This window comes from Stomatobaculum sp., from assembly GCF_057248925.1.
On sequence record NZ_DBHIHF010000010.1, the window covers coordinates 18055 to 42097 of the forward strand.

Annotated in this window: 24 protein-coding genes; 2 read left to right on the plus strand and 22 right to left on the minus strand. The window is 56.1% G+C overall.

The window, feature by feature from the left end:
* Window positions 1-87: 87 nt before the first annotated feature.
* The 9 genes from groL to ACO4XG_RS04880 form a co-directional block, all read right to left on the minus strand.
* Window positions 88-1713 carry a chaperonin GroEL gene (gene groL, locus ACO4XG_RS04840; RefSeq protein WP_308508382.1) on the minus strand — a complete coding sequence of 542 codons (1626 nt, stop codon included), beginning with the start codon at window positions 1711-1713 and terminating at the stop codon, window positions 88-90.
* Between the two features lie 27 nt (window positions 1714-1740).
* The gene (locus ACO4XG_RS04845; protein WP_009533715.1) at window positions 1741-2028 is read right to left on the minus strand and encodes a co-chaperone GroES; all 288 of its coding nucleotides are present in this window, start codon (window positions 2026-2028) and stop codon (window positions 1741-1743) included.
* A 166-nt stretch (window positions 2029-2194) separates the two neighbouring features.
* Window positions 2195-2698: a hypothetical protein gene (locus tag ACO4XG_RS04850; RefSeq protein ID WP_308508381.1), complete on the minus strand. Its 504-nt coding sequence runs from the start codon at window positions 2696-2698 to the stop codon at window positions 2195-2197.
* 81 nt (window positions 2699-2779) lie between these two features.
* The gene (locus ACO4XG_RS04855; RefSeq protein WP_308508380.1) at window positions 2780-3922 is read right to left on the minus strand and encodes a cation diffusion facilitator family transporter; all 1143 of its coding nucleotides are present in this window, start codon (window positions 3920-3922) and stop codon (window positions 2780-2782) included.
* A gap of 233 nt (window positions 3923-4155) precedes the next feature.
* A complete protein-coding gene (locus ACO4XG_RS04860; RefSeq protein ID WP_308508379.1) occupies window positions 4156-4416 on the minus strand; it encodes a SemiSWEET family transporter in 261 nt (86 codons plus the stop codon).
* 304 nt (window positions 4417-4720) lie between these two features.
* Window positions 4721-5746 (minus strand): hypothetical protein, encoded by a 1026-nt coding sequence (locus ACO4XG_RS04865; protein WP_308508378.1) that lies wholly within the window; start codon window positions 5744-5746, stop codon window positions 4721-4723.
* A gap of 160 nt (window positions 5747-5906) precedes the next feature.
* On the minus strand, window positions 5907-6917 hold the full coding sequence (locus tag ACO4XG_RS04870) for a TlpA family protein disulfide reductase (protein ID WP_308508377.1): 1011 nt from the start codon (window positions 6915-6917) through the stop codon (window positions 5907-5909).
* On the minus strand, window positions 6914-7792 hold the full coding sequence (locus ACO4XG_RS04875) for a 4Fe-4S binding protein (protein WP_308508376.1): 879 nt from the start codon (window positions 7790-7792) through the stop codon (window positions 6914-6916). The genes ACO4XG_RS04870 and ACO4XG_RS04875 overlap by 4 nt, the downstream gene beginning before the upstream one ends.
* Window positions 7785-7931: a CD1871A family CXXC motif-containing protein gene (locus ACO4XG_RS04880; protein ID WP_308508375.1), complete on the minus strand. Its 147-nt coding sequence runs from the start codon at window positions 7929-7931 to the stop codon at window positions 7785-7787. Before ACO4XG_RS04880 ends, ACO4XG_RS04875 begins: the two co-directional genes overlap by 8 nt.
* A gap of 168 nt (window positions 7932-8099) precedes the next feature.
* Here ACO4XG_RS04880 and ACO4XG_RS04885 point away from each other — a divergent pair, with 168 nt between their 5' ends.
* Complete coding sequence (locus ACO4XG_RS04885; RefSeq protein ID WP_308508374.1) at window positions 8100-8777, plus strand: response regulator transcription factor; 678 nt, start codon at window positions 8100-8102, stop codon at window positions 8775-8777.
* Complete coding sequence (locus ACO4XG_RS04890; RefSeq protein WP_308508373.1) at window positions 8774-9949, plus strand: sensor histidine kinase; 1176 nt, start codon at window positions 8774-8776, stop codon at window positions 9947-9949. Before ACO4XG_RS04885 ends, ACO4XG_RS04890 begins: the two co-directional genes overlap by 4 nt.
* A 211-nt stretch (window positions 9950-10160) precedes the next feature.
* Here the strand turns inward: ACO4XG_RS04890 and ACO4XG_RS04895 are convergent, their stop codons facing one another.
* From ACO4XG_RS04895 to ACO4XG_RS04955, 13 genes are all read right to left on the minus strand, one after another.
* The gene (locus ACO4XG_RS04895) at window positions 10161-10748 is read right to left on the minus strand and encodes a peptidylprolyl isomerase (protein ID WP_308508372.1); all 588 of its coding nucleotides are present in this window, start codon (window positions 10746-10748) and stop codon (window positions 10161-10163) included.
* A 133-nt stretch (window positions 10749-10881) separates the two neighbouring features.
* A complete protein-coding gene (locus ACO4XG_RS04900; protein ID WP_308508371.1) occupies window positions 10882-11970 on the minus strand; it encodes a M24 family metallopeptidase in 1089 nt (362 codons plus the stop codon).
* Between the two features lie 78 nt (window positions 11971-12048).
* Window positions 12049-13641 (minus strand): C40 family peptidase, encoded by a 1593-nt coding sequence (locus tag ACO4XG_RS04905; RefSeq protein ID WP_308508370.1) that lies wholly within the window; start codon window positions 13639-13641, stop codon window positions 12049-12051.
* A 79-nt stretch (window positions 13642-13720) separates the two neighbouring features.
* Entirely contained in the window at window positions 13721-14347 is a 627-nt protein-coding gene (locus tag ACO4XG_RS04910) for a cytidylate kinase-like family protein (protein WP_308508369.1), read from the minus strand.
* 27 nt (window positions 14348-14374) lie between these two features.
* Complete coding sequence (gene mgtA, locus ACO4XG_RS04915; protein ID WP_308508368.1) at window positions 14375-16957, minus strand: magnesium-translocating P-type ATPase; 2583 nt, start codon at window positions 16955-16957, stop codon at window positions 14375-14377.
* Between the two features lie 48 nt (window positions 16958-17005).
* A complete protein-coding gene (locus tag ACO4XG_RS04920; protein ID WP_308508367.1) occupies window positions 17006-17947 on the minus strand; it encodes an AEC family transporter in 942 nt (313 codons plus the stop codon).
* Between the two features lie 78 nt (window positions 17948-18025).
* Window positions 18026-18757 carry a YebC/PmpR family DNA-binding transcriptional regulator gene (locus tag ACO4XG_RS04925; protein ID WP_308508366.1) on the minus strand — a complete coding sequence of 244 codons (732 nt, stop codon included), beginning with the start codon at window positions 18755-18757 and terminating at the stop codon, window positions 18026-18028.
* Between the two features lie 116 nt (window positions 18758-18873).
* Window positions 18874-19332 (minus strand): hypothetical protein, encoded by a 459-nt coding sequence (locus tag ACO4XG_RS04930; protein ID WP_308508365.1) that lies wholly within the window; start codon window positions 19330-19332, stop codon window positions 18874-18876.
* Window positions 19333-19443: 111 nt separating this feature from the next.
* Window positions 19444-20763, minus strand: a complete 1320-nt coding sequence (locus ACO4XG_RS04935) for a hemolysin family protein (protein WP_308508364.1) — start codon at window positions 20761-20763, stop codon at window positions 19444-19446.
* A 19-nt stretch (window positions 20764-20782) separates the two neighbouring features.
* The gene (alr, locus tag ACO4XG_RS04940; protein ID WP_308508363.1) at window positions 20783-21913 is read right to left on the minus strand and encodes an alanine racemase; all 1131 of its coding nucleotides are present in this window, start codon (window positions 21911-21913) and stop codon (window positions 20783-20785) included.
* Between the two features lie 6 nt (window positions 21914-21919).
* The gene (locus tag ACO4XG_RS04945; protein WP_308508362.1) at window positions 21920-22936 is read right to left on the minus strand and encodes an NAD(P)H-hydrate dehydratase; all 1017 of its coding nucleotides are present in this window, start codon (window positions 22934-22936) and stop codon (window positions 21920-21922) included.
* Window positions 22933-23313, minus strand: coding sequence for a holo-ACP synthase (gene acpS / locus ACO4XG_RS04950; protein WP_308508361.1), 381 nt, complete (start codon window positions 23311-23313; stop codon window positions 22933-22935). The genes ACO4XG_RS04945 and acpS overlap by 4 nt, the downstream gene beginning before the upstream one ends.
* Window positions 23282-23965 (minus strand): redox-sensing transcriptional repressor Rex, encoded by a 684-nt coding sequence (locus ACO4XG_RS04955; protein ID WP_308508360.1) that lies wholly within the window; start codon window positions 23963-23965, stop codon window positions 23282-23284. The genes acpS and ACO4XG_RS04955 overlap by 32 nt, the downstream gene beginning before the upstream one ends.
* Between the last annotated feature and the right edge of the window lie 78 nt (window positions 23966-24043).

Here is a 24043-nt window from a genome sequence, read left to right on the forward strand (position 1 = left end):
TCTTTTGAATGGCAAACAAAAACAGCGGGCAGCTCGGAATTTCCGAACTGCCCGCTGTTTTTATTTGTTTTGTACCGAAACGGCTGCTTACATCATGCCGCCCATGCCGCCTGCCGGCATTGCCGGTGCCGCCTGGGGCTCCTTGATGGTCGCAACTGCGGACTCGGTCGTGAGCAGGGTGCTCGCAACGCTTGTCGCGTTCTCGAGTGCCGTTCTGGTCACCTTTGCTGGATCCAGAATGCCCTCCTTGACCATGTCGACATAGACCTCATTGTAAGCGTCGAAGCCGATGCCCTTCTTGCTCTCCTTGACCTGGTTCACAATGACAGCGCCCTCAAGACCCGCGTTCTCCGCAATGTAGAAGAGCGGAGCCTCCAGTGCCTTCATGACAATCTTTGCGCCGGTCTTCTCATCGCCCTCGAGGCTGTCCACCAGCTTCTGTACTTCCTTCGATGCGTTGATATACGCCGTGCCGCCGCCTGCGACAATGCCCTCTTCGACTGCTGCTCTGGTCGCGTTGAGTGCATCCTCCATGCGGAGCTTTGCTTCCTTCATCTCGGTCTCAGTTGCCGCGCCGACGCGAATCACCGCGACACCGCCGGAGAGCTTTGCCAGGCGCTCCTGGAGCTTCTCCTTGTCGAACTCGGACGTGGTCTCTGCGAGCTGCGCCTTAATCTGCGCGGTTCTCGCGTCAATATCCGCCTTCTTGCCGAGGCCGTCCACAATCACGGTGTTCTCCTTCGTGACCTTGACCGACTTTGCACGGCCGAGCTGCGCCATTCTCGCATCCTTCAGTTCCAGGCCGAGCTGCTCGCTGATCACGGTACCGCCGGTCAGAACCGCGATATCCTGCAGCATTTCTTTTCTTCTGTCGCCGTAGCCCGGTGCCTTGACCGCAACCACGTTGAACGTGCCGCGAAGCTTGTTCACAATGAGGGTCGTGAGTGCCTCACCCTCGACATCCTCTGCGATAATCAGGAGCTTTGCACCGCTCTTTACAACTTCCTCGAGCAGCGGAAGCACTTCCTGAATGTTGGAAATCTTCTTGTCGGTAATCAGGATGTACGGATCCTCGAGGGTCGCCTCCATCTTCTCGACATCGTTTGCCATGTAAGCGGAGATATAGCCGCGGTCAAACTGCATGCCCTCGACCAGATCGAGCTCGGTCTTCATGGTCTTGGACTCTTCAATCGTGATGACACCGTTGTTCGTGACCTTCTCCATTGCGTCCGCGACCATCTCACCGACTTCGTCGTTCGAAGCGGAAATCGCAGCGACTCTCGCAATCTGCTTCTTACCGGAAATCGGCTGAGACATCTCCTTGATGGTCTCGACAGCCTTGTCGCAAGCCTTCTTCATGCCCTTCCGGAGCACAATCGGGTTGGAACCTGCCGCAATGTTCTTCACGCCCTCGTTGATCATCGCCTGCGCGAGAACGGTTGCGGTCGTCGTGCCGTCACCTGCGACATCGTTGGTCTTCGTCGCAACTTCCTTGACGAGCTGTGCGCCCATGTTTGCGAACGCATCCTCCAGCTCAATTTCCTTTGCAATTGTCACACCGTCGTTCGTGATGAGCGGCGCACCGTAAGCCTTGTCCAGCACAACATTTCTGCCCTTCGGGCCGATGGTGACGCGCACCGCATTCGCAAGCTCATTGACACCCTGAATCAGCGCCTCTCTTGCCTCGACGCCAAACTTTACTTCCTTTGCCATAATTCCACTCTCCTCCTGTCCGCTCTCTTATTCCATCACCGCAAGGATATCGCTCTGCTTAATCACGACATACTTCACGCCGTCGAGCTCCACATCGGAACCCGCATATCTCGAGTACAGAACCTTGTCGCCTGCCTTGACCTGCATCTTGACTTCCTTGCCGTCCACAAGTCCGCCCGGACCCACCGCAATGATCTCGCCCTGACCCGGCTTCTCCTTGTCGCCCTGACCCGGCAACACAATTCCGGATGCGGTGGTCTCTTCCTCAACCATCTTCTTCAGCACGACACGGTCAAATAACGGTACCAGCTTCATAATACAATGCCTCCTTCACCAAACATGAACTGCATTTTGTTTTTATCTTCTCAACAAGAGCAGTTATAACATTTGTTGTTAGCAGTGTCAAGGTTTGAGTGCTAACTTTTTTTGGATTTTGTTGCAGGACAGAAAAAGCGGCACCCTTTCGAGCGCCGCTTCCGCCTTATGATTTGTCTGCAATCAGATATTCGATGCCGTCGACCACATCATTGGTCAGATAAATCTTGAGTTCGGTGTCGCCGAGCGTGTAATAGAGCACGCCCTCGTCCTCTTTGCAGCCCGTGCCGTAGGCCTTCTCAACCGCCTCGCGCGTAGAACCGAGGCGTATGCCCTCCGGGGTGCTGACATTCTTATCGAGAATGCAGACCGACTGTACCTTCTGTGCGCCGTTGTTCTCGCTCAAAGTACAGAGTTCAAAGCCCTTGAAGCTGTAAATTCTCTCCTTGCCGTTGCCCTGCACCGCTTCCTGGACAATCATCTTATCCGCCTTGCCGAGTGCGTTGAGAATACCCTTGGCGCTCTGGCCGCAGGTAATCTTTGCGCCGCCGCTCTGGAAGGTATAGGCGCTCTTCTTGGCGCCGAGCGCCGCAAAGCTGCCGGCAAAAATCGCAGCGCTGATGACAACTGCCGTGATAACTTTTTTTCCCGCACCCATATTTCTCTTCATGCTCTTCCTCTCGACTCCGCTTATAATCTTTACAAATTTATTACATTTTACCCGAAGTGTAGAAAAAATGCAAGTATTCTATCAGTCGGAAATATCCGCATCGGCGGTAATATCCACGATATACCCCGGATAACGCGCCTCTATCTCTTGCTTCAACGCCTCCGCTGCCTCTTTCGGGCTCTTCGAGAAATCCACGACAATATCAAAACGCAGGTATTTTTTATCCAATTCGGCATAAAACCCGTGCAGCTGTAAAATCCACTCGTGCGAGAGCGCAAGTTTCTGCACTTCATTGCGCATTTCCGCCGCCGCATCGCCCTTGGTATTGTAAGCGTAAACACCGATGGAAACCATGATAACGCCCGTCGCTCGGAACACCTTTTTCTGTAGCTTTCTTGAGAGTACATCCACCTCCTCTACCGTCATCGTATCCGGGAGTTCCAGATGCACTGTTCCGTAAAAGCGATCGGGACCGTAATCATTGAGAAATAGATCGTAGGCACCGATGACCTCTTTGTCCTCCGTGAGCAGCGCGCGAATCTTCTGTGTGAGCGCCGCATCCGCTCGCTTGCCGAGTATTTCATCGAGCGTGGATTGCATCATCTCATAGCCGGACTTCACAATGACGACCGAGAGCAGCGCGCCGACATAGGCCTCGAGGGAAATCCCGGTGAACAGAAAAATCAAGGCCGAAACAAGCACCGAGCCGGAGAGCAAAGCGTCAAAGGATGCATCGGAACCGGAGGCAATCAGAGCCGCGGAATTCAGTTTTTCTCCCTGTCGCTTCACATAGCTGCCCATCATCAGCTTTACAAGAACCGCTGACGCAATGATGCCGAGACTCAGCAGAGAATAACTTGCCTTTTCTGGGTGCAGAATCTTCTTGACGGATTCCACCAGCGAGCTGAGACCCGCATAGAGCACCAGTGCAGAGACCAGAAGAGCACTTAAGTACTCAATGCGTCCGTGGCCCATCGGATGTTCTTTGTCCGGCTGTTTTCCCGCGAGCTTGGTTCCGATAATCGTAATCACCGAAGAGAGGGCGTCGGTCAGATTATTGATCGCATCCAGGGTTACGGCGATTGAATTTGACGCGATTCCGATGACCGCCTTTAGGGCCGCGAGAAAAATGTTGGCGGCGATACCGATGGCGGAAGTTCTAACGATGCCCCGATTTCTCTCCTCCAGCGACTGCTTTACACTTTCTTGTTTGACTTCGTTCACTTCTTTTCTCCTTGCGTTTCCGGCTTGTTACAATGTGCCTTTTATGTGCATCTTTCATACCCCCGCTTCTGCCTGTTCGCACCGTTTTCGGAACAGGGATACCAGAGTATTGCGTTTTGCAGAAACGCAGCACTCGCCGAGCTGCCATATTCCCGATTTGTATACCAATCGATAAAAGAGAGTCCGCTACGCAGTAGAGGGCTCTCTTCGCAAATATGATTTCAATTACACACTCAGATCAGCGCCGTAATCGCGGCAATCAATCCGAAAATGATGCCCGGCGCGTTCGCCATAGCCACCGGATAGTCTCTCTTCTTTTTAGAGAGCGCGTAAATAACCCATAGGGTACAGTTAATCGCTGCAACCAGCGGTTGAATCGGTGTGCCCTTCATTCCGTGCAGATTGTTCATAATCTGCGGAATGTAGGAGACATACATCATGACGGAGACACAGGTTGCAAACCACCCGAGTCCGGTCAGTACTTTCTCTGACATAGTATCCTTTCTCTGCCTGTGGCAGAAAACAACGCCAAACCGCGCAGCACAGTAACTTGTGCCTTAGATACTACCAGTTCTCTCCATTCTCCGTCAATTTCTCTATTTGACAAAATTATAACACCATTTCCGACTGTTTTTGACAAGGCAACAGCCGTACCTTATCTTTCGCCAGGACAACAGAGTGACGCAAAGCCTATACCGGACCGCATGGATGTTCTGAGTAGCACCCGTCTCTTACGTTGCGGTATAGACCTGCCCGAGTCGTCTTAGCGACGCGCAAGGTTTTCCGGTTTATTTGCTCTCACTCCCAGCGTGTTTGATCCGCATGAACCTTGTAACGGAGCGGCTCTCCCTCCATGGTAAAGCTGCCTTCAAACACATAGCTCGTAAAGAGTGTGTAGGGTTCGGTCTGCAGTCGCAGGAACACAAAATCCGCTTGCACCGATTCTTTCACATCCGGCGCCTCAATCGCAAACAGCTCTGCGGGGGGGTGTTTTTGAAAATCCTGCACCTTCAGTTCCGCTATCTTTTTGCCCTGCACGGCGACCTCCGAAAAGCCCTCGTCTTCCGGTGTGAAATAGCAGGAAACCAGCACACAGTCTTTCAGCTTGGCGTGCGGCCTTCCGTTCGGTACCAGCCTGACCCTGCCGTAGCGCTTCCCGTCTCGCCGAAGCTCCATGGTAAGCGCTTTGTAATCATAGACGCCCTTGATCTCCGCGAATTCCACCTCCGTATCGGCGCTATACCCATCGAGCGAAAATCCCTCGGCCAGCAAATCCCTTCCGCGGCTCAAACCGGGCGTCAGTGTGCTCTCCGCAATCTGTACCCGAAGCGGCGGCGCCGGAACTCCCGTCAAGCTCACCGTTAGCATGAGGAGAAAGGAGGTAAAAAATGCCGTGCCCCAGACTGCCATGGAGGCAGAATAGTAATGCATCTCTTCATGGCGATGAAACAGCCACCAAAGATTCTTTCCCTGTACCACGAGAATGCGCATCACGAGGACAATCCCAAATTCCGCGCGTAGCGCAAAATAGCCGGCCGCATAGAGATTGAGACCGCTGTGATACTTATAGGCAATGACCAGGATATTCCCGAGAAAAATGCCAAGCAGAAACAATCTCGCCTCTCTGAGCGCCTCGGGCGTGGTCAAGTCCTCATAGTGATCCGGGCCGCGACCGTGCACTGCATGTCCGAGCTTATAAACCCAGCCCGGCACCTCTCTCTCCGCAAGGACTGCACTGCGAAGTTGAAAGTACACGACAGGCACCATGCAGGCAGATAGCAGCGTCATCCCCACAAACAGCAAAGCACCATAATAAAAGCCCATCGCAAAATAACCTCGTTTTCTCAAATTTCGCAAAGGAACCGCGTCAACGAAATTATACCATGCGACAGGCCGTTTCAAAGACCGAGTGTCCGCTTATCTTCTCTTCTTTTTCTCTTCCGGCATTTCTGCCCTTTGAGAACTTCGCTTGTTTCCGCTGCGCTTATTTTTTTGCGCTTGCAAGCGCCTGCGCAATCAGCTGATTGAGGCGCTCCGCCTGCTTTTTCTCCGTGATTGCGCCGACGATAGGCTCCCCCACAATGTTCCCCTTTTGGTCTACCACATAGCTGGTCGGGAAGGAATAGATGCCCATTGCAAACTTGCCGGCCTCCCCCTTGGTGTCGAACCAGAGGTTCCGGTAACCGGCGCCCTTCTTCGCAAGCACATCCTTTGCCTCCGCAATCGCTGCCGCGTCGCCGTCCAGCGTAAAGCTGTTGATGCCGACCACGGCGCCGCCTTTTTCCGCGAGCTGCTTGTTCAACGCATCCAGCGCCGAGAGTTCTTCCACGCAGGGTCTGCAACTTGTAAACCAGAAGTTTACGACCGTCACGGTATTCCCGCCGAAGAGTTCGCTGCTCTTCACCGCATTGCCGTCTAAATCCTTGCCCTCAAAAGCCGGGAAGCTGCCGAGCGAGCTCTCGGAGACAGGCTTGCCGTTTTCCGCCGGAACACCGGTATTGCCGCCATCCGGCTTCGCGCCGCTCTCCGGGTATTTCTGCTCCAAGATGGTAAGCTTTCCCTCAATCTTTTGAATCTTCTCCGCACCTTCGCGAAGCGTTTTGAGTTCCTCTTCGCTAAACTGCCCTTTTGCGTCCTCAATGGTCTTTAAGAGAAAATCCCCGTAGTTGCTGCCGTCCTCAATCATCGCCGAGCCCTTATCCGCCGCGAGAAATACCTTTTCCCAGAGCGCCTGATTCTCCGTGAGTACGGCGGTCTCTGCCTCCGTGAGCTTTTGGTGCAGCGCCATGGCTGTCTCGGTGTTATCGACCTCCAGGTTTAAGAGCGTGTCGAGATCCGTGCTCGCCGTGCCGTCAAGACTGCCGCTTGCCGAGACAACCGCGCTTGTTCCGGCTTCACTTGTTTTGGCCGCCTGTGTTTCCTTTCCGCCGCAGGCAACCAGACTCCCCATGGTCAGTGCAAGAGCGATTCCGGTCAACAGTTTTGCTTTCTTCATTTTGCTTCCTCCCGATTGCGTTTTATCTTTTTGTTTTCTATCGTTTTTCCGGCGCCGAAGCCGCAGCGAAAATGCACGGCCTTGGTCGGGCAGGCTTCCACACACATGCCGCAGCGTATGCATTCGCTGTGGTCCGGCGTCTTGGTCACATCGACATCCATCTTGCAGGCCCGCGCACATCTCCCGCAGGAAATGCAGCGGCTCTCATCCACCCGCATGCCGACCAGCGAGACCTTGTTCAGTAAGGCATAGAAAGCGCCGAGCGGGCATATCCACTTGCAGAAGGGGCGGTAGATGAAGACACTCAGCAGGATAAAGCTAAGCAAAATGCCGAGCTTCCAGGCAAAGAGTTTGCCGAGTGCCGCGCGTATCCCCGAGTTCACGACGGAGAGCGGTATCGCGCCTTCTAAGACGCCCTGCGGGCAGAGGTACTTGCAGAAAAAGGGTTCTCCCATGCCGAGATCGTTGACAACGAACGCGGGGAGAAGCACCACCATGAAAAGCAGTACCGCGTATTTGATGAAGGTCAAAGGGCGTAGGTTTTTGGTCGACAGCTTTTTCCCCGGCAACTTGTGAAGCAGCTCCTGGAACCAGCCGAAGGGGCAGAGAAAGCCGCAGACAAAGCGCCCGAGAAGAACGCCGAAAAAGATCAGTATGCCTGTCACATAGTAGGAAAAGCTGAACTTGGAACTTCCGACAACCGCCTGAAACGCACCGATCGGACAGGAACCCGAGGCCGCGGGACAGGAATAGCAGTTGAGCCCGGGCGCGCAGGCCAGTTTTCCCTTCCCCCGGTAGATGCTCCCCTTTAAAAAATTCGGCAGATGTATGTTGGTGAGCAAGGCGGCCGCAGCCTGTATCCATTTTCTATCCAATGCCGACACACTCCAGACAGAGACGTATCGCCTTGCTCAGCACGGTATCTGCCTCCCCGCGCCAGGCACCGAAGCCAATCATTGCGACCGAAGATACCAGTAAAACCACTTGCAAAGCTGTTTTCTTTGAGAACTTCACCGCAATTCCTCCTTTCGTTTGTATCCATTGTAGTGCAAGGCGTGTAAAATCTTTGTTAAGAGAAAACTTAACGCGGATTTTATGTCGGCTTGTGATACAACTTAAGAAGACTTCTATCGAATCCGTATCCTTGAATTTGAAGCCAGCAATGCGGAAGGAGGATTTCTTATGCATATCTTAGTCGTTGAGGATGAGCGCGCGCTCTGTGAGACCATAGTCCAAAGTCTTCGCCGCCTCGCCTACAGCGTGGATTTTTGTTTTGACGGCAACGTAGCTTTAGAACTGCTGGAAAGCGAACGTTTCGATCTCATTGTCCTCGACCTAAACTTACCGGGCGCGGACGGCATGACTGTACTCAGAACGCTCCGCAAGTACGACCGCGAGACGCGCGTCCTGATTCTCTCGGCGCGGAGTGAAGTCACGGACAAGGTTGCCGGGCTCGATGCCGGCGCGAACGACTACCTTGCAAAGCCCTTTCACCTCGCCGAGCTCGAGGCCAGAATCCGAAGTTTGACCCTGAGACAGTTCACGCAGCATGAGGTTCTGCTCTCCTGCGGAAAACTCTCTTTTGACAGTAAGACGCGAAGCGTGCGTGTCGCCGATTCACCGATTGCACTCACCAAGAAAGAACTCGGTATCCTAGAATATCTCTTACTCCACCGGGGACGTCCGGTCAGTCAGGAGGAATTACTGGACCATGTCTGGGACAGCAATGCGGACCGCTTCAGTAACTCGATTCGCGTCCACATCTCCACTCTCCGCAAAAAACTGCGCGCTGCGCTCGGTTACGACCCGATCGTAAACCGCATCGGCGAGGGCTACGTGCTCACGGAGGCCGCAGAATGAAACGTCTCTCTTTGCAGTGGCGCATCACACTGATGACAGCGCTGCTCATTGCCACAGCCTGCATCAGCATGAGCCTCTTACTCGGCTACTCCGGCAGGCACTATATGGAACGCATCGGCACTTCGATCTCCGCTTACAGCGAAACGGTTTCGGGAAACGATGCGGCACAAAATACCTCTGATTTCCCGGATACGGCAACGCTCGCACCGAACTCCGATCTGGTCATCGTGATCGACGGTGCGCAGGCCGCCTTTACCGCGAGCAACTGGCTCATCACCGCCGCAGTGACGCTCTTAAGTGCGGCGCTCGCCTATTTTGTGAGCGGACAGGCGCTGCGTCCTTTGCATCGCTTTGCCAACCGCCTCGAGGAAATTGAGCCGAACAACCTCAGCGAGATGAAGTTACCCGCCGAAGTCCTGCCGGAGTTTCGCCGCTCCCGCGATGCCTTTAACCGTATGCTGGACCGCCTCGATGAAGGATTTCACGCCCAGAAACAGTTCACCGGCAATGCGGCCCACGAACTCAGAACACCGCTCGCCCTCATGCAGGCAAAACTTGAACTCTTTTCTGCCGAGCACCCGAACGCGGATGATGAAACCAAGGAGTTCCTCTGCCTCCTCGCGGAACAGACCGAGCGCATGGCGGAAATGAGTAAGACTCTCCTGGAACTGAGTGAGCTCCGCTCCGTTCCCTGTGCGGACAGGATAGAACTGGAACCCCTGATGGAGGAACTTTGCACCGATCTCACGCCGCTCGCCGAACAACAGAACATTGAACTAAACTACGAAGGGAATGCCATGCTGATCGGCAGTGACACCCTGATTTACCGCCTGCTCTTTAACCTCAGCGAAAATGCAATCCGCTATAACCGCCCGAACGGCTGGGTAAAGCTCTCGGTCACCGAGGGCGAAAACGGAATCGAAATTCGCGTATCAGACAGCGGCACAGGGATACCGGCGCAGTTTTGCGAGAGCATTTTTCAGCCTTTTTTCCGCGTGGACAAATCGCGGAGCCGTCAGTACGGCGGCGCGGGGCTCGGCCTTGCCCTCGTTAGGGAGATTGTCTCGCTCCACGGCGCAGAGATTTGGATTGAGGAAAGCAGCGACAAGGGTACTACTATGGCAATCCGGTTTCCCAAGATGCGAAACGCGAATCTTGGGAACATGCTATAAAGGAGAATAAGAAGCTTTGTCCTATAACTCTCCTATGATGCAAACGTTTCGACTGTTTGTCGAATGAAAGGAACAAGAAATCCCTGAAGTACTTGCGCATACAAGCACTTCAGGGATTTTTTGTGTGTTTTACAACACAATATTTCATTGCATCTTCTTCAACATGAGGCTGCGGTGCAGGCATGCCCCACCCTTCTCCTCTGCATTCACTTCAGCGCCAGCAAGGCGGCAGTTCCTGCTTCTCCATTCGCAAGGGCTCGGGGTAGCTTACGCCGAAGAGTTCGATCTCTGCCCGCTCGATAATTTGGGGCTCGGCGGGCTCCAGAATCTTCTTATTGCTGCCCGGGTAGTTAATCTCCCTGGTCGGAAGCTCCGAAATCCGAAGGATTTCATCCATCCCCTCGATTACTTCGCCGAGCACCGGATATATGCCGCGAAACTCCGGAAACTCTTTGAGCGGGAAGAATATTTCCGAACTCGCAAGTCCCGCTTCATCGTAGCCTCCCATGCAGATAACGCCGGGGCGCGGGGTCAGGGGCTCAATTTCCGGGTGAAGTTGATACTCGTCCGGAATCAGATAGCGGCACTCCTCGTGTCCGTATGCATTGTAGCTCAAGTCCACCCACTTGCCCGGCGCAATGCGCTGAATCGCATGGTGGTCCATCCAGCCGTGAGAGGCCACATCAATCAGACTGTTGACCGCATTCGGCGCAACTTCCGGCCAAAGTTCTATGACAATCTTCGCCCCGCTCTTAAGATGCAGCTTGAGGTAAGGCTTTAAAAAAGGTTTGGGTTCCATGTCTGCGTCTCCTCTCAGTCTTTGCTGCGATTTGAACCTATCTCATTCAGATACTATCATAGCACAGCCTCCCTGCGACTGCTTTTGCCAAAAAAATCCGGCGCACCCCTTTTGCCGGGTGGCCGGATTCATGTTACTGCTGTCTTTCGTCGATCACATCCAGCTCATGTGAATAGTGGTTCAAGGGCTCCACGCCGTCCTCGGTGACCATCACGAGGTCTTCGACGCGGACCCCCGTGTCTCCGACCAGATAGATGCCCGGCTCAATCGAGAAAATCATGCCGGGCTCCACCTTCCAGTCGAAGGCCGAGGAGACATCGCCGAACTCGTGATCCTTTAAACCGATGAAGTGCCCGAGGCGATGGTTAAACTGCGGACCGTAGCCCTTTTCCGTAATCAGGTCGCGCGCTGCCTTGTCGATGTCGCAAAGTCTCACGCCGGGGCGAATCATCGCGACCGCAGCCTCGTTCGCCGCGCGCGTGATCTCATAGACCTCGCGGCAGTGCTCACTCACGCTCTTATAATAAAAGGTGCGGGTCATGTCCGAGCAATAGTGATCCTTCACACAGCCCACATCAAAGAGCACGCAATCGCCCTCCTTCAACACCGTGTCATCCGGCTCGTGGTGCGGGTCGGCGGCATTGCCCCCGAAAGCGACAAGCGGCGTAAAGGAAAAGCCCTCGGCGCCGAGGTTCTGATAAATCTGCAACATCTGATCCGCAATCTCCCGCTCGGTCACGCCCTCGTGCACGAGAGAGCGGAATTTTGCCATAGCTGCGTCGTTGACGGCCGAGGCGCGGCGCATCTTCTCCTGCTCCTCCGCGTCCTTCACGCCGCGAGTCTTATCGACTGCGAGCGAGCTGTTCACAAAGCCGGCCGCCGCCTTTTTCTCCATGAGCGGCAGCAGGAAGCGCGCCGTGAGCTCCTTGTCTACGCCGAGGACAGCATCCCGCATGAGATACGGTGCAACCACCTCTGCGACCGGATCGGTATCGGAGAACCAGACTTCCTGAACGCCGCTGTTCTCGGGCGCATAGAAAAGCTTGTTGAGGAAGAGGACATGCTGTCCGTCCTTCCGAAGCAGAAGTCCGAAGAAACGCTCGTACGGATCGTTTGAATACTCCGTCAGATAGTAAATCGACAGCGGATCTACAATTAACATCTGGGAAAGTCCCTGCTCCTCCAGTGCTTTCAGAATCCGCTCGACACGCTGCTCTTTCATACCGAATACCCTTTCAGCCGCTTTTCGCGGCTGCCTTTCTGACACACGTTTGTCCTGTCACTTGCCTGCCTGTTTCCCTTAGTCGCCGAGCACGTTCCGAATGGCGCGCGGGGTACGGTAGTTCCAGGTTGAAATCTTGATGCCGGAGCGACGGCTCGCCGCGTTGACAATCTGACCGTTGCCGATGTAAATGCCGACATGGTTAATCGTGCCGCGCGAGTTCGAGTAAAAGATCAGATCGCCCGGCCGCATCTCGTCCTGCGTAACCTTCTTGCCCATCTGCGCCTGGGAGCCCGAGTAATGCGGGAGCGAGACCCCGTAGTGTTCCATGACCTTCATCGTAAAGCCTGAACAATCGCAGCCGTGCTCGAGGCTCGTGCCGCCCCAGACATAGGGGTTGCCGAGATACTGGAGCGCAAAGTTCACAATCTGTTGCCGTCTCGAGAGCGACGCGTGCTCCGCCTCTTCCTGCGGGCTGAAATGAATCGCCTCATTCAGCGCATAGCGCACATCGACGTATTCGCTCTTCACGAAGACATCGTCGCCCTCCTCGAGTTCCAGCTTGACCCAGCCGTCCAGCTGTTCCACAACCGGATAGCGCTCGCTGTTGTTGATCTGCGTCCAGATGGCACTGTCCTCCTTCGGCTCGGAGCGCGCATTCAGAACATCCGTGTTCACAATCGCCATCAGCGAGGCGCTCTTCATCGCCTCTTCCTTGGCCTGCTCGCCGGTTGCGATGTACTCTGCCTTGACATAGCCGGTGATGCCGCCGGACTTGATTTTCATCCAGCCGTTTGCGTTCTCAAGGACATCGCAGCCCGCCTTCGAGGTAAGCTTGCCGATAATCTTGCCGTCTTCCTTCGGTTCCTCGCGGATATTTAAGTAACCCGTCACCTCGGAGACACCGAGATTGTCATACATATTGAGAACCATTGCGCGGAGATCCTGCTTCCTGGCCTCGTTCAGACAGTCCCGAATTTCCACATAGTCCGCGCTGATGTAGCCGGAGCGCGTCTTCACGAAACCGTTCTCCTCGCCGAGCACCTCATAGCGCTCGTTCTGCAACGCCGTTCCGACGCTGTCCGCGTCCTTACTCGGCGCGGAGCGTATGTTCAGCTTGTCGGCTTTCACAATCGCGCGCCGCTTCACATTTTGCAGCGCGAGAGTCTTTGCCTCTTCTCCGGTCTTCACATAGTCGCTGTGCACATAGCCCTCAAAACCGCCCGAGGAGATATGATACCAGCCGTCCGCCGTCTTATCGAGAATCTCGCAGGCAGAGCCGCCGTAGAGCTTTCCGTTGATCTCACTGTTCTGAGATCCCTCTTTGTGCATGTTGAGGTAGCCCTCGACATTGACGATGCCCAGATTATGATAGCCGTCCACAACGGTGCGCGCATTGGCCTCCAGTTCTGCGGCGCGCGACTCTTCCGGCGAGAGCGTCGCCTCAATGCTCTCGACGGCTGCCGTCGACGCGCGCGCCGCATTCTGCGCGGTACTTCTGTTCCGGGCACCTTTGCCCGATCTCCCCTGCACAAAAAAGACGGTTCCGAAGACCAAAAGAACAGCGCCGAGACCCGCCGCTGTCTTTTGCGCGGTGGTCGCCGCGCGCCGTCTTCTTCGCTTTTGCGGCGTCAGTCCACCGCCCAGATTCTTTCTCGGATCATTGTTCATAGCGCTTCCCTCCAGACGAAAGCGCCTATATTATACCTTGACGCACTTGTCCTGTCTGTAAAAAAACTGTGAATTGGCGTTAGGCCTCAAGGAGTCCCCGCAGTCTGAGATAGGTCTTCACCAGCTCCGTCGTCTCCGGAATCGTGAGATGGGTCGTGTTGAGCGGTAAATCGTAGAGCATCGGATCGCCCCAGGTGTTACCTGTGAAGTAGCGGCAGTACTCCCGGCGCTGACGATTGATCTTCTGGATACGCGCCATCGCCTCGTTGGCGTCCACACCGTCCACCTCCATGACGCGCCGCATCTTATTTGCCATATCACAGTAAACAAAAAGACTCACAAAGTCCCCGAACTCCGTCGCATCGAGCACAAAGTCCGCACTCCGGCCGATGAAGATACAGGATCCCTTGTCCGCCATCTCGCGTATGGTCTCCGCCTCAAAGCGGAACAGATTGTCGGGGTGGGTGATATTGCCCGCGAGGCGCGGCTTTCCGACCACATCCCGCGCCTGTCCGAAGAGACGCTTCCCGGGCTTTTCGTCGTAGAGGCGAAAATACTTCTCACCGACCGCCGCATGTTCGGATGCCGCGCGGATAATTTCGTCGTCGTAGTAGGGAATGCCGAGTTCCTCCGAAAGTACCTTGCCGAGCAGACGTCCGCCGCTCCCGTACTCCCGCTCAATCGTGATGACAAGATGGTGCTTCATGGTCGTGTCCTCCTGCTTATTATTCGCTTAGATGCCGTTTCCGTTCCGATAAAACCAGTGCTTTGCAATCTCGGCTGTCACCATATAGCATACCACAACCAGTCCCAGTGCCGCGAGCAGAGAACCCGGCAGCGGCACGAGCCCGAGCAGTGCGCCGAGCGGCGTGTAGGGCAGGGCAATCGCCGCGAGAATCGAGAGAATGGTCGCAAAGCAGAGTCCTTTGCCTACACGGCTCTTGAAGAAAGGCTTCGCCGTCCGGATCACCAGAACCACGAGCGCCGCCGAGACGACAGACTCGACAAACCAGCCGCTCCGGAAAAGCCCTGCGTCCGCGTGGAAAACGCGAAGCAGTACATAGAAGGTCAGATAGTCAAACGAAGAACTGATGAGGCCGAAGAGCAGCATAAAGCGGCGTATCATGCGGAAGTCCCAGCGTATCGGGTGGCTGACCCACTCGGCATCCACGACATCGTCCGCAATCTGCACCTCGGGCATATCGGTCAGCACGTTCGTGCTGAGAATCTGCTTCGGCAAAAGCGGCAGGAAGGGCAGAATCAGCGAGATGCCCGCCATGCTGAACATATTGCCGAAGTTTGCGCTCGTCGTCATAAAGATGTATTTCAGGGTGTTCGCGAAGGTCTTTCTGCCCTCGCGGATGCCGGCGAGCAACACGCCGAGATCCTGTTCGAGCAGCACAATCGAGGCCGCGCTCTTTGCGATGTCGCTCGCGCTCTCCACCGAGATGCCGACATCCGCCGCGTGCAGAGCCGGCGCATCGTTGATGCCGTCACCCATATAGCCGACGACCGCACCGGCGTCCTTCAGCGCAAGGATAATGGCCTCCTTCTGCCCGGGATCCACCTCCGCAAAGAGTTCGGCCTCGCGGACCCGCGCCTTTAATTCCTCCTTCGAGAGAGAAGCGATTTCGCCGCCCGTCATAATGTGTTTCACATCCATGTCGAGCTGTCCCGCAATGTTTGCCGCAATCAGCGCATTGTCACCCGTGATGATTTTGAGGCTCACGCCCTCGCGCCGGATGGCCGCCACCGTATTTTGCACATTGTCCTTCAAGGGATCGAGAAAGAGCAGCATGCCCTGAAATATGAGTCCCTGATCCTTGGCTGCCACGGCATCTTCGTCCGCGGAGAGCGTGCGGGTCGCGACACCGATTGCGCGGTAACCGAGCCCCGCATAATGCGCATACTGGGTCTCGATGTCATTCTTCATCTCATCGAGCGGGACTTCCTGCCCTTCGACATTCACGACTGATACCGAACGCGCGAGAATCTCCTCGAGCGCACCCTTCGTAATCATGACGCGCGCACCGTGAAACAGCGAGTTTTCCGGCGTGTCTGCCGTGACAGTCAGGCAGCGGCTCTCAAAACTGTAGGGAATTTCCGCGACTTTCCGGTAGCCGTCAATGGGGCGCTCCCGGCTGGTCAGCGCGTCGTCGAGCGGATTCCGGTAGCCCTCCTGCAATTTCGCATTTAAATATGCCGCGAGCAACAGGCGCTCTCTGGCAACCGCGAGCATCTCCGGCAACGCCGTTCCCTCCGAAATTTCATCCTGCAAACCCTCACCCGCCGTGACCGCGCCGGAGAGCGCAGCCTCGCCCCGCGTAATCGTGCCCGTCTTGTCGGAGCAGAGGACATCCATGCTGCCGAAGTTCTCGATTGCGTTGAGCTTCCGGACAATGACCTTCTGCTCTGCCATCCGCTTTGCGCCTTTTGCGAGGTTAATGCTGATAATCGCCGGCAAAAGCTGCGGCGTCAAGCCGACCGAGAGGGCCAGCGCGAACATAAAGGAGTCAAAAACCGGCTTCTTCATCAGGACATTGAAGAAGAAAATACCTGCGAGCATCACCGCCGTGATGCGAATCAGAAACGCGCCGAATTTCTGCACGCCGCGTTCAAAGTCGGTCGGTGCTTCTTTTCCCTGCACGCTCTTTGAAATCTTTCCGAACTCGCTCTCCGGCGCCGTGTGCACGACGACCGCCCGCCCCGAACCGGTCTTAATGCCTGTCCCCATGTAGAGGCAGTTGCTGCGCTTCGCGAGCACAGTCCCGGCGTCGAGCGCACCGGCGCGCTTCTCCGCCGGAAAAGTCTCGCCGGTCAGAGCGCTCTCATTTGCCGTGAGACTGCTCGCCGACAGGAGATAGCAGTCCGCCGGAACAAGGTCACCGACCCGGAGCACTATCACATCGCCGCGGACGAGATTCTCTGCAGAGATTTCCTGTTCTCTGCCGTCCCGACACACGGTCACCTTGTCGCCGACCACTTTGAGGAGTTCTTCGACCGCGACGCCCGCGCGGTACTCCTGGAAAAAGCTGAGCACCGCCGAAAACAGCACAATCGCAAAGATGATCAGGGCGTCCGTCGTATCCTGCATCAAAAACGAAATCGCGGTTGCAAAGAGCAGGAGCAGCGTGACCGGGCTCTCAAACTGCCTGAGGAATACCCGGAACGCACTGTCGCCGTTCCCCTTGGTCAGGCGGTTTTTGCCGTCGGTCCCGAGCCGTTTTTCCGCTTCCGCCGACGAGAGTCCCGACGCAGCGGTCGAGAGTCCCGCGAGCACTTCGTCTGCCTGCAAACTCCAAAATTCAGCTTTCATCCTAACGCCTTTCTATTTTGCACTGCCGAAAACAACTTGCTCGCTTCGTCAGAACAAAACCATCAGAATCGGCACCGTGATAAAGATGCCGATGGTCGACAGTACCGAGCCGACGGCCGCGTACTGCTCGTCCGCACCGTAAGCGCCCGCCATGACCGTAATCTGCGAGACCGAGGGCAATGCCGCCTCAATCAAGAAGACTTTCTGCGGAAGCCCCGTCACGCCGAGTACCCGGGTCACGAGAATCGAGACCAGCGGCGCAAAGAGTAAGCGGAGCACCAGCATGGCCGGTATGCCGCGCTCTAAACGCAAGCTCTTTTTCCCGAGCTCGTAAATCACAAAGCCGCAGTAAAACAGCGCGAGCGGCGTCACGGTCGCACTCACATAGTTCATGAAACTCATCGCGATACGCGGCAGGCGGATGTCCAGGAATAGCAGCACATAGGCCGCAATGATACCGAGAATCGGCGGCTTCGTAACCAGCGAAACCAGCAGATTCTGTTTCTTTCCCGTCTGTTCCGCGACCTCGCCCGAGCGCTCCACCAGCATCAACGCAACCGTCTGGGTGAAGACCGTCGAGCACATGTAGTAAATCATCACATAGGGCAGACTGACATCGCCGAACAGTTCCTGCGCCATGGGAAGACCGATGAAAAGCGTGTTTGAGAGAAACGCGAGCGCCACAAAGACGCCGCTCCGCCGCTTCGGCAGTTTCAGCATCTTTGCGACCAGAATCGAGACCGCGAGACAAATCAGTATCGTGATCAGCGGCACCAGCAGGAGCTGCCCCATCTCGAGCATATCCGAGCGCTTCAGATTCTTCTGGATGCCGACAATCGTATTCAGCGGCACCGCAATGTTGATGACATAGCGGCTCACGAACTTTTTCTCAGTCGCCGTCATAAACTTAAGCTTTCCGAGCAAAATTCCCACGGCCATCAGACTGAAAATCACAAACACCGCCGACACTGCGTTTAAAAATTCTCCCAAACAACCCTTCCTTCCTTCACCATGACAAAGGGGGAGAGGTTCTTTTCCTCCTCTCCCCCTTCTGAAACGCAAACTGTCTTATTCCTCATCCCAGCTGTGGAACACGGCCTGGACATCATCGTCCTCGTCGAGCAGATCCAGAATGCGCTGCATCTTCTTCTGATCCTCTTCGCTCTTTAAGCTGACCCAATTCTGCGGAATCATCTTGACATCCGCCTCGAGCATCGGAATGCCCTTCTGCTCGAACGCCTCGCGCACCGCCGAGAACTGCTCCGGATCCGTGAGCACCTCGTAGCTGTCCTCATTGTCCGCAAAATCCTCCGCGCCCGCATCGAGCGCGAACATCATGAGCTCATCCGCATCCATGTCGCACTCTTCCTTGTCAATGATAATCTGACCCTTGCGGTCAAACATGAAGGAGACGCAGCCCGGCGTACCGACATTGCCGCCGCCCTTCGAGAACGCCGCGCGCACATTTGCCGCCGTGCGGTTCTTGTTGTCCGTCAGGGTCTCAACGATAATTGCGACACCGGACGGGCCGTAGCCCTCGTAGACATTCTGCTCGTAGTTCACGCTGTCCAGACCGCCCGCTGCCTTCTTGATACCGTTGTTGATCGTATCGTTCGGGACATTGTTTGCCTTCGCCTTCGCGATGACGTCCCGGAGCTTCGAGTTGTTGGCGGGATCGGGACCGCCCTCTTTGACTGCGACAGCAATCTCTCTGCCGATCACGGTGAAAATCTTGCCCTTTGCGGCGTCGTTTTTCTCTTTTTTGTGCTTGATATTCGCAAACTTGGAATGTCCTGACATGCCAAAAACTCCTTTGTCTTAATCTTCTGTGCGGCGCTTTGCCGTCGTTTCCGTCCCATACTAACACGCGAAAAAACGCGCGTCAACCGACGCGCGCTTTCACACTCTGTTCCGAATCAAAAAGTCTGCTGCGTGAACGGAGACTCCGGTCCGCCGACGCGCTTGCCTGTATCCTCGTCAAAGCTGCCGTCCTTGCCGTGGTTGCGGGCAGCTTCTCTCGGACGGTAGGTCTTGTCGTTTGCCGTGCGCACAGCCTCTCTCGTCGCTGCCGTCGAATAGACGCGGCGAATCTGACCGTAGGTAATCCACTGACCGTCCGCATTGACCTGGTAACCGTCCGGCGTCGTGGTGTCCGTGAGCAGCCAGCCGTCCTTGTCGAAGTAGTAGCACTCCGCAATGCCGTCTTTGTTGCCATCCAGCCAGACCCAGGTGTTCGACGGATACTGTCCGTCACCGTAGTCATACCACCAGGCATCCGGGCGGCTCTCGCCCTGTCTCCAGGTGCCCGCAAATGATGTAAAACCGAGCGCAAGTGTGAGCGCCACCGACGCCACAACCAACTTCGCAATCTTCATGCCTGCTTCCCCCTTTACTGTCGGACTTTCTTGTCTCTATCATAGCGACAACTTAAATTTCTGTAAAGAGATTCCGCGCCGGAATGCAAAGCCGACTGAAAATTGTAAGGTTTAGTCCTCCTGCCACTCGACTTTGACTGTCTTAATCATCCTATTTTCCGCCTTCAGGATCTGGAACAGGTAACCGTGCGCCTGTATGCTGGCTCTCTCATTGTCCTCCGGGAAATGGTCGAGCTTCGCAATCAGGAAACCATTCAGCGTGTCGAAGTCCTCAAGCTCCTCCTTGGTAAACGGAATACCGCTCGCCTCCTCGGCGTCCGAAAGACGCGTGAAGCCGTGCATAATCCAGCTGCCGTCCGGCAACGCGCGGATTTCCTCTTCGTCGCGGTCGTACTCGTCCGCAATGTTGCCGACAATCTCCTCGAGAATGTCCTCCATACTGACCACGCCGTCCGTCTGGCCGTACTCATCGACGACAATCACCATCTGCAGTTTCCGGTATTGCATCTCGCGAAACAGCACATCGACCGCGCGCGTGTCCGGCACAAAGTGAGCGTCACGAAGCAGCCCCGGAAGCTCCGAAAGCTTTTTGTCGCGGCGCGAAGGTGTCTGTGCAAAGCTGATGGCGTCGCGCAGATGCAGGATGCCGATGATGTGGTCAATGTCTTCCCTGTAGACCGGGAAGCGCGAGTGGACATTTTCCTGCAACAGAAAAGCGACCGCATCCGAAAGCTTCATCTCGGCGTCCAGCGCAATGACACGCTTCCGCTGTGTCATAATATCTTCGGCCGTCTTATCGTTCAGGCGAAAGATGTTGGTGATCATCTTGGCCTCATCCGACTCGACGACGCCCTGCTCATGGCCTTCGTTGACCATGGACATGATGTCCTCTTCCGTGACATTTTCTCCGTTCTTCTCGGGATTAATGCCGCATAGCCTCAGCACCACATTTACCAGATTTCGCACAATCCACTCCGGGACGAAGAGCACTGCCATAAAGATGTGCACCAGCCTGAGTGCTCTTCTCGCTGTCTTTTCCGGATCTCGCTCGGCGAGCCGCTTCGGCAGCACTGTGCCGAAGGCCGCAAAGAGTATGGTAGCAAGCCCGTAGACCAGCACAGCCGACACAACCCGCGCCGCGGACAGGCCGTGCCAAAAAGCCGCCTTCGCGAGCAGTGCGGTGAGCGGAAGGAGACAAAGACCTCCGACCAGAAAGCCGAGGAGCACCGTGAGCAGCTGAAGACTGCGCACAAACCTGCCCGGGCGCTCTTTCTGCCGGAGCAGCTCCCCGGCGCGCTTATCGCCCTCCTCGAGGGCCGCCGCGAGTTCCTTCTCACTCAGATTCTGCAGGGCCGCGCCAAACGAAAAGCCCGCATTACAAAGCAACAGTGCCAGCAAAAAGCCGATCAGACTCGGCAGTAAACTGTCCAAAAAAACTCCTCTCTCCGCTTCAGCAATATATGCGGGGCACTCTTCGGTTCAGACAACACATAAACTCATAGGGAAAACGCCCGGATTTCTCCGCCAGTTCTTCGAGCGTGATGCACTCGTTCCCGTCTGCGCCGAGCAAGGTAACCGGCGATCCCGGCGCTGCCTCTCTCACCTCGCTCACATCGACCATAAGCTGATCCATGCAGACCCGCCCCAGAATGCGACAGCGCTTGCCGTGAATCAAAACTTCGCCCTTGTTGCTGAGCGAACGCGGGTAGCCGTCGCCGTAACCGACCGGAACCGTCGCCACCCATCTCGCGGACGCCGCGACATAGGTGCCGCCGTAGCTGATTGCCTCTCCGGCAGGCACTTCTTTCACATAGGTCACCGTGCTGTGCAGCGAAAGCGCCGGTTCAAGGCGCACCGTGTGCGCCATTTCCTCCGCGGGATAGATGCCGTAGAGCGCGATGCCGGCCCGCACCATGTCAAAGTCCGTCCCGTGCAGGTTCAGAATGCCTGCGGAATTCGCGACATGGCAAATCCGAGCGGTTAAGCCCTTTGCGGCGAGCGCTGTCTTAAAGTTCCGGAAGCGCGCCGTCTGGCGCTCCGTGGTCTCGAGATTCCACTCATCCGCGCGGTAAAAATGTGTGAACATCCCCTCAAAGTCGAGCATCGGATAGGCCGCAATCTTCTCGGCGAGCGCAACCCCTGTCTCGTCCGCTCTGAGCCCGATGCGGTTCATGCCCGTGTCGACAGCGAGGTGAAACGGCGCCCGGATACCGAGCGCAACCGCTGCGGCCGAGAGCGCCGCAGCCTGTTCTTCGGTAAAGATCGACGGACGGATTCCGGCGCGAATCAGCGCCGCATAATCGTCGCCCGGCACGGGGCCGAGAATCAGAATCGGCTTTTCGATTCCCTTTTTCCGCAGCTCCAAGGCCTCCTCTGCCGCCGCAACACAGTAAAACGCGACATAGGGCGCAATCACCTCACAGACGGAAGCCGCGCCGTGCCCGTAGCCGTCGGCCTTCACGACACCGGCCATTTTGACGCCTGCAGGCAGAGAAGCCTGCATGGCCTCCATGTTGTGACAGAGCGCCGCTTTGCTGATTTTGGCATAGACGCGGCGCTTTTCTCTCTCTTCCTGCTGCACTTCCGTTCACTCCTCTCCCATATCTTCCGGTTCAATGGTCTGCGCGGACCGCATCACCGTCGGAACCGCATCGGCAATGTCCCGCGCGAGAATACCGTGCAGCGAGAACTTGCCCGCCGCGACCTGTCCGGCGCGCCCGTGCAGGTAAGAACCGTAGGCCGCCGCTGCACCGGGCTCCATGCCGAGGCAGAGCAGGCCCGCAATGATGCCGCTCAGCACATCGCCGCTCCCCGCCTTTGCGAGCGCCGGCGTTCCGCTCTCGTTCCGGTAAATGTTCTGACTCTCCGCAATCGCAATGATGCTCTCCGAAGTCTTCAGGCAGACCGTCACCCCGTAGTGGTCCCGATAGGCTGCCGCAATCGCACGGCTCTCGCACAGGATTTCCGGTATCTCATGTTCCGTGAGCCGGGACATCTCGCCGGGATGCGGCGTAAAAATCCAGTTGCTCTTCCGGCAGGACAAAAGGGACGGACGGCGCGCAATCAGATTCAGCGCGTCGGCATCGACCACAAGCGGAACCTTGCAGCGGGAAAGGGTCTCTTTGACCAAGGCAACAGCGGCCTCCGTCTGTCCGAGCCCCGGCCCAATCACAACCGCCTTACTCGAAGCGAGCAATTCTTCAAGCCTCGCAAGCGGGAGCGGCAGACGCTGATTTTTCGCCTGTCCCGCCGGTTCCTCCTCTTCGGAGACCGTGATGCTCCCCTGCCGCTCTGCGAGAAACTGTCTCCCGGGGTTTTCTGCCGTGACTTCCTCTGTTTCCAGATCGTAACTTTCCACGATGGCCTCGGGCAACTGAATCTGCAGCACCGAGCGGTTCACCTCCGGTGTCAGAATGCGCACCAGCCCCGCGCCGCTCCGGTAGGCGCCGAGTGCCGTGAGATACGCTGCCCCCGCCATGCCTTCGCTCCCCGCAATGCAGAGCAGGGGACCGTAAGTCCCTTTGTTGGAGTCTCTCTGTCTCGCCGGAATTCTGCAGAGATCACTCTCCTCCAGCACCAGTGCGTCGTCCGCTTCCCTTCTCATTTTGTTTCTCCTCCGTCTTCTCGCTCGAACACGGCGACTGCCATCGCGTGCGTCCGGGTATCGCTGATGCTGACCAGCGGTGTCTGTCCGCCGAACGCCGCACACCGTGCCGCCGCAGCGCCCGAAAGCCGCACATAGGGTTTCCCGAGCGCATCGCGCAGCACTTCGATTTCCGCCGGTTCAATCCCCCGGAACCCCGTCCCGAAGCACTTCACGACCGCTTCCTTGACAGCAAAACAGCCGGCGAGAAAAGCCACGTTTCCCCCCGACTGCCGCCGTTCCTCCTCTGTAAAGGTGCGCACGAGGAAACGCTCCTCTCGCGCCGCTTTCTCCACGCGGGCAATCTCAATCAGATCGCACCCCAGTCCCAGTATCACCCGTCTCCTCCGTCTTCTTTTGTTTCCGTCTGGCTGCAATCATCCGGTAGGAGAGCTGCATGAGACTCTCCGAGAGGTGCACATTCTCGACAAGTACATCCTCATCCACCTGGAGATCCGTGTGTGCAAAATTCCAGATTGCCTTGATACCGCAGCGACACAGCCGCTTGGCGACCTCGATTGCACGATCTCTCGGGAGCGTCAGCGTCGCGATATCGATTGCATTCTTCTCGAGATATGCCTCCAGATATTCCAACGGGAAGACCTGCGCGCCCTGAATGGTTCTGCCGATTACTTCCGGATCGATGTCAAAAAGCGCTTTGACCTGAAATCCGCGCTTTGTAAAATTCTGATAATTTGCGAGTGCCTGTCCGAGATTCCCGGCGCCGACAATAACGATATACTTTTGCTGATCGATGCCGAGCAGCTTCCCGATCTCCGCATGCAAATGCGGCACATGATAGCCGTAACCCTGCTGTCCGAATCCGCCGAAGGTATTCAAATCCTGGCGTATCTGTGACGCCGTGACGTGCATGCGCGCCGCGAGATCGCTTGAAGAAATGCGCTCTACATTTTCCTCCAGTAAATCCGAGAGATAACGATAGTAGCGCGGTAGGCGTTGAATAACCGCCGTGGATACTTTATCTTTCAAGACTTCACTTCCTGCTTTCCTGTGTCTTAAAACCCAGTTGCCGTTTGGCGCTTAAGTTTAAAGTATAGGGAGTTTTCT